This is a genomic window from Kitasatospora sp. NPDC091257, assembly GCF_044757675.1.
Lineage (GTDB): Bacteria > Actinomycetota > Actinomycetes > Streptomycetales > Streptomycetaceae > Kitasatospora > Kitasatospora lactacystinica.
Genome location: NZ_JBIVVI010000334.1, coordinates 1 through 7,745, shown reverse-complemented (window position 1 = coordinate 7,745; position 7,745 = coordinate 1). Strand labels below are relative to the sequence as shown.

Sequence of the window (7,745 nt, the reverse complement as noted above, 5' to 3'; positions counted from 1 at the left end):
CATGGCGCGACAACGGCGCGGGCTGTCCACAGCACCGGTCAGGGGCGTGCCGCCGCGGTACAGCTCAGGGCAGCACAGCGCATGGCGCGACAACGGCGCGGGCTGTCCACAGCACCGGTCAGAGCACACGGGCGGGCGGCGCCGGGCAGGGGGCCCGGGCCGTGCATCCGCAGTGCGTCTGAGGCTGTCATGGCCGATACGTTAGCAGTAAAGGTTTGAGATGTTCAAAGTACTTGTTTGAGGTCACGCAGCGCGCACGCCGCCCGAGGCCCGCCACCGGCCCGAACTCCGGACACGAACGAAGCTGACGCCCCATCAGGCCTACTCGGCGGCCCGATTGACCGCTGAGCAGTTATACGTATAACTTTGACGACGTCCCTGCCCCTGCCTGCCCACCCGGAGAGGACGGCCGATGGGCTACCTCGCCCTGCTCCGTGCCCCGCACGTCACCCGTCTGCTGCTCGGCACCCTGCTCGGCCGCCTGCCCGCCGGCATGACCGCCCTCGTCATCGCCCTCGCCCTGCGCGACGCCGGGGTGACGTACGGCCGGGTCGGACTGGCCACCTCCGCCTACGCGATCGCCGCCGCCGTCGGCGGCCCGGTGCTCGGCCGGATCGTGGACCGCACCGGACAGCCGCGCGTCCTGCTCGCCTCCGCCGTGGTGGCCGGCGGCGGGTACGCGCTGCTCGCCCTCGCCCCCGGCTCCGCGCTCGGTGCGCCGATCGGGGCCGCGATCGCCGGCCTCGCCATGCCCCCGCTGGAGCCCTGCCTGCGCTCGCTCTGGCCGGACGTGGTCGAGGAGAAGCAGCTCGACACCGCGTACGCCTTCGACTCGGCCGCCCAGCAGATCCTCTACGTGGCCGGCCCGCTGGCCGTCGCCACCATCTCCGGGCTGTTCAGTCCGGTCGCCGCACTCTGGGTGGCCGCCGGGCTCGGACTGGCCGGCGCGCTGATCGTCGCCACCGCCGGGCCCGCCCGGGCCTGGCGCGCCCCGGCGCAGGAACGGTCCGCCGGACTGCTCGGGCCGCTGCGCTCCCCCGGACTGGTGCTGCTGCTGGTCGGACTGGCCGGGGCCGGCTGGGCGGTCGGCGCGCAGAACGTGCTGTTCATCGCCTACGCCGAACAGCACGTCGGTACGCTGCCCGGCGGCGGAGGCACCCTGCTGGCACTGGCGGCGCTCGGCGGCCTGCTCGGCGCGCTCGCCTACGGCGCGGTCACCTGGCGCCGGACCACGGCCACCCGCACCTGGGTGATGGCCCTCGCGATGGCCGCCTCCTACCTGCCGCTGGTCACCCTGCCCGGGCCGTACCCGATGGCCGCGCTGGCCTTCCTCTCCGGGGTCATGCTGGCCCCGCTGCTGGCGGCGGCGTTCGTCCTGGTCGCCGAACTGGCGCCGACCGGCACCGTCACCGAGGCCTTCGCCTGGCTGGTGACGCTGTTCGCCACCGGCAACTCGCTCGGCTACGCCGTCTCCGGCAAGCTCGCCGAGGACTCGCTGCGCCCGGTGGCGCTGTGCGCGGTGGGCGGGATCGCACTCGGCGGGCTGGTGCTGTTCGGCGCCCGGCGCTGGTTCCACCCGGTGCCGCTCGCCCCGGCCGCCCGGCCCGTCCCGGTGGGCTGACCCACCCCCACGAACGACTGCGCCCGCCGGTGGTCTGGCCGACGGGCGCAGTCCTGTCACCGGTGACGGACCGTCACCGCCAGGTCGGGGCCGTACCGGCCGGCGCCGTGGAGGAGCGCAGCACCAGCGAGGTGGCCAGCGGCGCGACCGGCGCCACCCGCTCCCCGCGCAGCAGGGCCGCCAGCGCGGCCGCGCCCGCCCGGCCCAGCTCCTCGCCCGGCAGGTCGACGGTGGTCAGCGGCGGGGCGAGCAGCGCGGCCACCGCGACGTTGTCCATGCCGACCACCGACAGGTCCTCCGGCACCCGCAGCCCCCGTTCGGCGGCGGCCTGGTAGACCCCGGAGGCGACCACGTCGTCGTCGCAGATCACCGCCCGCGGCCGGTCCGTCCGCTCCAGCAGCCGGCCCGCGACGGTCCGCGCGGCCCGGTGGCCGTCGTTCAGACTCACACCCAACTCCACCACGTCCAGGTCGAGTTCACGGACGGCCTGCTCGAAGGCGGCCTGCCGGACCCGGAAGGTGTAGGCGGAGTGGCTGGAGCGCAGCCGGCCGATCCGGCGGTGGCCGAGCGCGGCCAGGTGCTCGACCGCGGCACGCATCCCGCCGGCCACGTCGAGCTCGACGGTCGGACGCGCCCGGTCGGTGCCGGGGTCGGCGTCCAGGAAGACGGCGGGGGTGTCGACGGGCAGCTCACCGAGCTGGCTGTCGTCCGGGGAGCAGATCAGCAGGCCGTCGAAGCGGCCGGCGGTGGCGGCCTCGGCCAGGGTGGCGCTGCCCCAGCCGGAGCTGACCACGACGGCCAGGCCGTTGCGGCCGGCCTCCTCGTGGACGCCCTCCAGCACCCGGCCGAAGAACGGACCCTGGAGGTTCGGCACGGCCAGCAGGATCATCCCGCTGCGGCCGAGCCGCAGCTGCCGCCCGGCCGCCTGCGGGCGGTAGCCGAGGCTGCGGGCGGCCTCCCGGACCCGCTCCCGGGTGGCCTCGGAGACCCGCCGGCCGGCCTCGGCGCCGGAGAAGACCAGGGAGACGGTGGCCTGGGAGACCCCGGCGAGCCGCGCCACGTCCCGCCCGGTGGGGCGGCGGACGGGGGCCGGCCAGGTGCCGAGCGCCCTCTCGGAGGGCGGTTGCCCGGCGGACGCCGCCTCGACGGACGCCCCCTCGGAGGACGGTTGCCCGGCGGACGGCTCGGACGGCTCGGAGTCTCGGGTGGCGGGCACGGCGGCTGCGCTCCGGGGCCGGGCCCGGGTCAGTTCTGGCCGGCGGTGGCCGAGCGGGCGGCGTCGTCGGCGGCGTCCTCCTCGGCGTTCTGCGCGGCGATCCGGTCGGCGGTACGGCTGCGCATCCCGGAGACCTTGCCGCTGATCTGCGCGGACATCTCGTCGCGCTGCCTGCTCAGCAGCGCGTAGCTGAGCGGCGCGGAGGCGACCGCGGCCAGCAGGAACAGGAAGATCATGCCGGCCTCACCGCTGACCGGGATGACGCCGAAGTGCCCGAGCAGCAGGGCCACCAGCAGGCAGCCGAGGAAGATGCTGACCCGCAGCGAGGTGTAGCGGAGCGTGGCGTGCGACTTCTCCGGGCCGTTGCTGGTCACTCGACACGTCCTTCTTCGTTGCGCTGGGGCGGGTTCTCCAGTCAAGCATGCCTGACGGCCGGAGCGGGGCACGGGGCACCCGATCCGGCCCGCGGCCCGGCGGGCGGTCGTCAGCGCAGGTCGAGCCAGAGGGTGATGTCGTCCCGGTCGTCCCCGGGGGCGACCCGGATCGCGGCCGGCACCCGGCCGACCTCCCGGTAGCCGCTGCGGGCGTAGAACCGCTCCAGCCCGAGGCCGCCGCGCGCGGTGAGCCGCAGCGACTCCAGGCCCCACTCCCGGGCCGTCCGCTCGGCCTCGGCGAGCAGTCGGGCGCCGTGGCCCAGGCCCTGGAAGTCGGGGTGCACCATGACCCGCTTGAGCATCCGCCAGTGCTCCATGAGGTCGAAGCGCATCGACTCGAAGAACAGCACGCCGACCAGCCGGCCCGTCGCGCTCTCGTGCGCGACGAGCAACCGGTCCGGGCCGTCCGGTCCGACCCCGGCGAACTGGCGCTCGGCGGTGTCCCGGAACTCCTCCTCGGTGACCGGCGCCACGAAGCCGACCGCCCCGCCGGCGTTGGTGACGTCGGCCCACAGCCGGACGACGGCCGTCCTCAGATCGGGGTCGAGCTCGGGGTCCAGGGTGAAGGTGAGCGCCATGGAGCGGAGCCTAGACCTCCGGTACGACGGTCCTACCGGGAGGGCCGCCGCCGCCCCCGGGCGCGCGGACCGCCCGTCACGGGAGGGCCGGCACCGCCCGGTCGGCCCGCCCGCCGCGCAGCGCCAGGCAGAGCCCGACCGCGACCGCGCACAGCGCGCCGGCGCCGTACCAGGTGAGGTCGTAGTTGCCGAGGGCGTCACGGGCCAGGCCGGCCAGTCCGGCGACGACGGCCGCGCCGATCTGGTGGGCGGCGAGCACCCAGCCGAAGACGATCGGGGCGTCCTCGCCGAAGTGCCGGCGGCACAGCGCGACGGTCGGCGGCACGGTGGCCACCCAGTCCAGGCCGTAGAAGATCACGAAGGCGAGGATCGGCGGCTGGAGCGATCCGGCCAGCAGTTGCGGCAGCAGGAGCAGGGACAGGCCGCGCAGCCCGTAGTAGACCGTCAGCAGCACCCGGGAGTCGACCCGGTCGGTGAGCCAGCCGCTGAAGACGGTGCCGAGCACGTCGAACACGCCGATCAGCGCGAGCAGGCTCGCGGCGGTGGTGACCGGCATGCCGTGGTCGTGCGCGGCCGGGATGAAGTGGGTGCCGACCAGGCCGGCGGTGGTGGCGCCGCAGATCGCGAAGGAGCCGGCCAGCAGCCAGAACGCCCGGACGCGCGCGGCGTTCCGCAGCACCCGCAGCGAGCGGGCCAGGGCTCGGCCGTCGGTGACCGTCGCGGCCGGGGCCTCGGTCGCACCGTACGGGAGCAGGCCGAGGTCGGCGGGGCGCTCGCGCATCAGCAGCAGCACCGGGACGGCGACGGCGCTGGCGGCGAGCGAGACCACGACCACGGCCGAACGCCAGCCGTGCTGCTCGACCAGCCAGGCGCCGATCGGCAGGAAGACCAGGTTCCCCGCCGCTCCGGCGGCCGTCAGCACCCCGGTGACCAGGCCCTGGCGGGCCCGGAACCAGCGCCCGGTGATGGTGGTGGCGAAGGCTCCGGCCATCGAGCCGCTGCCGAGGCCGACCAGCACGCCCCAACAGAGCACCAGTTGCCAGGGCTCGCGCATCAGCATGGTCAGCCCGGAGCCGACCGAGATGGTCAGCAGCGCGCAGACCACCACCAGGCGCACCCCGAACCGGTCCATCAGGGCGGCGGCGAAGGGGGCGGTGAGGCCGTAGAGCGTCAGGTTGACGGAGGTGGCGCTGGAGATCGTCCCGAGCGACCAGCCGAACTCGTTGTGCAGGGCGTCCATCATCAGGCTCGGCGTGGAGCGGAAGCCGGCCGAGCCGAGCAGGACCAGCAGGGAGACGCCGGCCACCACCCAGGCGTAGTGCACCCGGGGGCGCTTGGCCGGGTCGGGCGGTTCGGAGCGGGATGCGGGGGCGAGGGCGCTGCGTTCGGTCACGCGAACGAGTGTTCCGGGCCGCCCGGGACCGGACGAGTGGCCTGAATGACAGCTTTCGCAAGATTCGGGCCATGGCCCGCAGTACCCTGGCCCGGACCCACCGACGCCCGAGGGGACGGCATGGCACACCTGGTCGCGGTACTCGCCCTGGAGGGCGTGATCGCCTTCGAACTCGGCATCCCCGCCCGCATCTTCGGCGGCGCCAAGGACCCGGACGGACGGCCGCTGTACGAAGTGGCCACCTGCACCCTGGACGGACGGCCGGTCACCACCAGCGCCGACTTCCGGGTCATGGTCGACCACGGACCCGAACTGCTGGAACGGGCGGACACCGTACTGATCCCGGCCTCCGCCGACTCCGCTCCGGCCGTCGCCGACGCCTGCTTCACCCCGCCCCTGGCCGCCGCGCTGGCCCGGATCCGGCCCGGCACCCGGCTGATGTCGATCTGCACCGGCTCCTTCATCCTGGCCGCCGCCGGCCTGCTGGACGGCCGCCCGGCCACCACCCACTGGCGCTACACCGAGCGCTTCGCCCGGCTGTTCCCCAAGGTGCGGCTGGACCCCGACGTGCTCTACACCGACGACGGCGACATCCTCACCTCCGGCGGGGTGGCCGCCGGGGTGGACCTGTGCCTGCACGTGGTGCGCCGCGACCACGGCAGCGCGGTGGCCAACGCGGTGGCCCGCAACTGCCTGGTGCCGCCGTGGCGCGAGGGCGGGCAGAAGCAGTACGTGGAGGCCCCGAGCCCGGTGGACTCCGGCGGCAGCGGCACCGCCGCGGTGCGCGCCTGGGCGCTGGAGCACCTGGACCGGCCACTGGCGCTGCGCCAGCTCGCCGACCGGGCGGGGATGAGCGTACGGACCTTCACCCGGCGCTTCCGCGAGGAGACCGGCGCCAGCCCCGGCCAGTGGATCACCACCCAGCGCACCGAGCGGGCCCGCCAGTTGCTGGAACGGACCGATCTGACGATCGACCAGGTCGCCCGGGAGTCCGGCTTCGGCACCGCCGCCTCGCTGCGACTGCAGCTGCGCGGCCGGCTCGACGTCGCACCGAGCGCCTACCGGCGCACCTTCCGCTCCCTCCCGGAAGGCCGCGCTTCCTGAGCACGGCCCGGCGACCGCCCGACCGGTGGCCGGATCCCGTCGCGCGCCGGCGGCGGATCGGATGGCGGCAGGCCGCGCCCACCCCGAGCACGGTACGGCAGGCCGCCATCCAACCCCGGCGCGCGAGCCCTGATTCCGCGCCACGCCCTCCGCACTCGCCGAGGAGCGGCCCGTGACCGGCCGTCCGCGGTCCGCCCTGCCGGCACGAATCCCCTGGACAGCGGCACCGCGGCGGTGGACGGACGTCCCCTCGGCGTCCCCTCGCGACGGAGCGCCGCACCCAAGCGTGATCAGTCGGATACGTCACGTCAATGGGTAGTCCGAAATTCGGAATGGTTGCGTCACCTTTCGGCCGGTGATCAGCACCGTGATCGGCACGGTCCGACGGCCGCCGCGAAAGCCGCTATTGCGCCAAAGCCGCCCAGTCCACGTCGGCCAGCGGATCCGCGGGACGGGCGTCGCTGCCGATCTCGCACCAGACCCGCTTGCCCGAGTCCTCCGGGTACCAGCCCCAGCGCTCGCAGAGCAGTTCGACCAGCTCCAGACCGCGCCCGTTGGTCGCGTCCTCGTCCGCGCCCGCGTGCCGCGGCGTCGGTGCGGCCCGGCTCGCGTCGGCGACCTCCACCCGCAGCGGGGCGGCCGGTCCACCCTCCTGCGGGCCGTCGGCCACCGGCAGACAGAGCCTCAGCACGGCCGGACAGCCGGTGTGCACCACGGCGTTGGTCACCAGCTCCGAGACCACCAGCACCACCGTCTCGGCCATCGGCGCGTCCGGGTCCACCCCGTGGTTCAGCAGCCGCGAGCGCACCCACCGGCGGGCCCGGCCGACCTCGGCGGGGTCAGCCTGCACCGCCAGCTGTACCTGAAGAACCTGCACCGCTCCACCACCCGCATTCGCAGTTCGGCCATAGTCCCGATCGGGCCGGATCGGCCGGCGGGCCCCCGCACGTCGCCCGGCGCCACCCGAGCCGTGCCCGGGCGCCCGCCCGGTCTGTCCGTCCGCGCCCACTCGCCCGCGCCGTCTCGTCGGTCGGGCACCCGGCCGCGACACGAATACGCCTCAGGATGGGCGGGGGGACGGACCGCAGCAAGCGCTTCGGGCATATTCCGGCGATCGGGCGACAGCGCGGTGCATACTGTCCCGCTCACTCTCGCGAGGCTCGTACCGGTGATCGTCCACCCCGGGCCGACCCGCCGGTCCCGCAGTCGGGAACCTACCGCCGCGCGCCCCGCGCACCCCGCCCGCCACTCACGAACCACCCGTGCGACATATGTCCGACGGCCCTCGAACAGTGGCATCGGCGGACGGGTCCCACCGGCCGACCGTCGTACCGTCCGACGATCCGGCCGCGGGAGGACGACCCGGCCCGGGCGAGGGACCCCGGCGAGGAACCCGGAG

General features: G+C 75.0%; 7 protein-coding genes. 2 read left to right on the top strand and 5 right to left on the bottom strand.

All coding sequences use genetic code 11. The annotated features are described in order from the left end of the window. Nucleotides 1–412: 412 nt before the first annotated feature. A complete protein-coding gene (locus ACIQOV_RS17585; RefSeq protein WP_401049426.1) occupies nt 413–1,621 on the top strand; it encodes an MFS transporter in 1,209 nt (402 codons plus the stop codon). A gap of 73 nt (nt 1,622–1,694) precedes the next feature. On the opposite strand, the gene ACIQOV_RS17580 is transcribed toward ACIQOV_RS17585, so the two are convergent. From ACIQOV_RS17580 to ACIQOV_RS17565, 4 genes are all read right to left on the bottom strand, one after another. Continuing rightward, the gene (locus ACIQOV_RS17580; protein ID WP_401049424.1) at nt 1,695–2,837 is read right to left on the bottom strand and encodes a LacI family DNA-binding transcriptional regulator; all 1,143 of its coding nucleotides are present in this window, start codon (nt 2,835–2,837) and stop codon (nt 1,695–1,697) included. Nucleotides 2,838–2,866: 29 nt separating this feature from the next. After that, nucleotides 2,867–3,211: a DUF4229 domain-containing protein gene (locus ACIQOV_RS17575; RefSeq protein ID WP_401049423.1), complete on the bottom strand. Its 345-nt coding sequence runs from the start codon at nt 3,209–3,211 to the stop codon at nt 2,867–2,869. Between the two features lie 110 nt (nt 3,212–3,321). Continuing rightward, complete coding sequence (locus ACIQOV_RS17570) at nt 3,322–3,849, bottom strand: GNAT family N-acetyltransferase (protein WP_401049421.1); 528 nt, start codon at nt 3,847–3,849, stop codon at nt 3,322–3,324. A 76-nt stretch (nt 3,850–3,925) separates the two neighbouring features. Then, the gene (locus ACIQOV_RS17565) at nt 3,926–5,242 is read right to left on the bottom strand and encodes an MFS transporter (protein ID WP_380538402.1); all 1,317 of its coding nucleotides are present in this window, start codon (nt 5,240–5,242) and stop codon (nt 3,926–3,928) included. Between the two features lie 120 nt (nt 5,243–5,362). Here ACIQOV_RS17565 and ACIQOV_RS17560 point away from each other — a divergent pair, with 120 nt between their 5' ends. Beyond that, entirely contained in the window at nt 5,363–6,346 is a 984-nt protein-coding gene (locus ACIQOV_RS17560) for a GlxA family transcriptional regulator (RefSeq protein WP_401049420.1), read from the top strand. Between the two features lie 403 nt (nt 6,347–6,749). Here ACIQOV_RS17560 and ACIQOV_RS17555 read toward each other — a convergent pair whose 3' ends face one another. After that, entirely contained in the window at nt 6,750–7,223 is a 474-nt protein-coding gene (locus tag ACIQOV_RS17555) for an ATP-binding protein (protein ID WP_359902194.1), read from the bottom strand. Nucleotides 7,224–7,745: the final 522 nt, after the last annotated feature.

Bases quoted from the DNA above. Each gene is read 5' to 3' on its own strand.
- ACIQOV_RS17585 (WP_401049426.1), top strand. From the start codon at position 413: ATGGGCTACCTCGCCCTGCTCCGTGCCCCGCACGTCACCCGTCTGCTG.
- ACIQOV_RS17570 (WP_401049421.1), bottom strand. From the start codon at position 3,849: ATGGCGCTCACCTTCACCCTGGACCCCGAGCTCGACCCCGATCTGAGG.
- ACIQOV_RS17560 (WP_401049420.1), top strand. From the start codon at position 5,363: ATGGCACACCTGGTCGCGGTACTCGCCCTGGAGGGCGTGATCGCCTTC.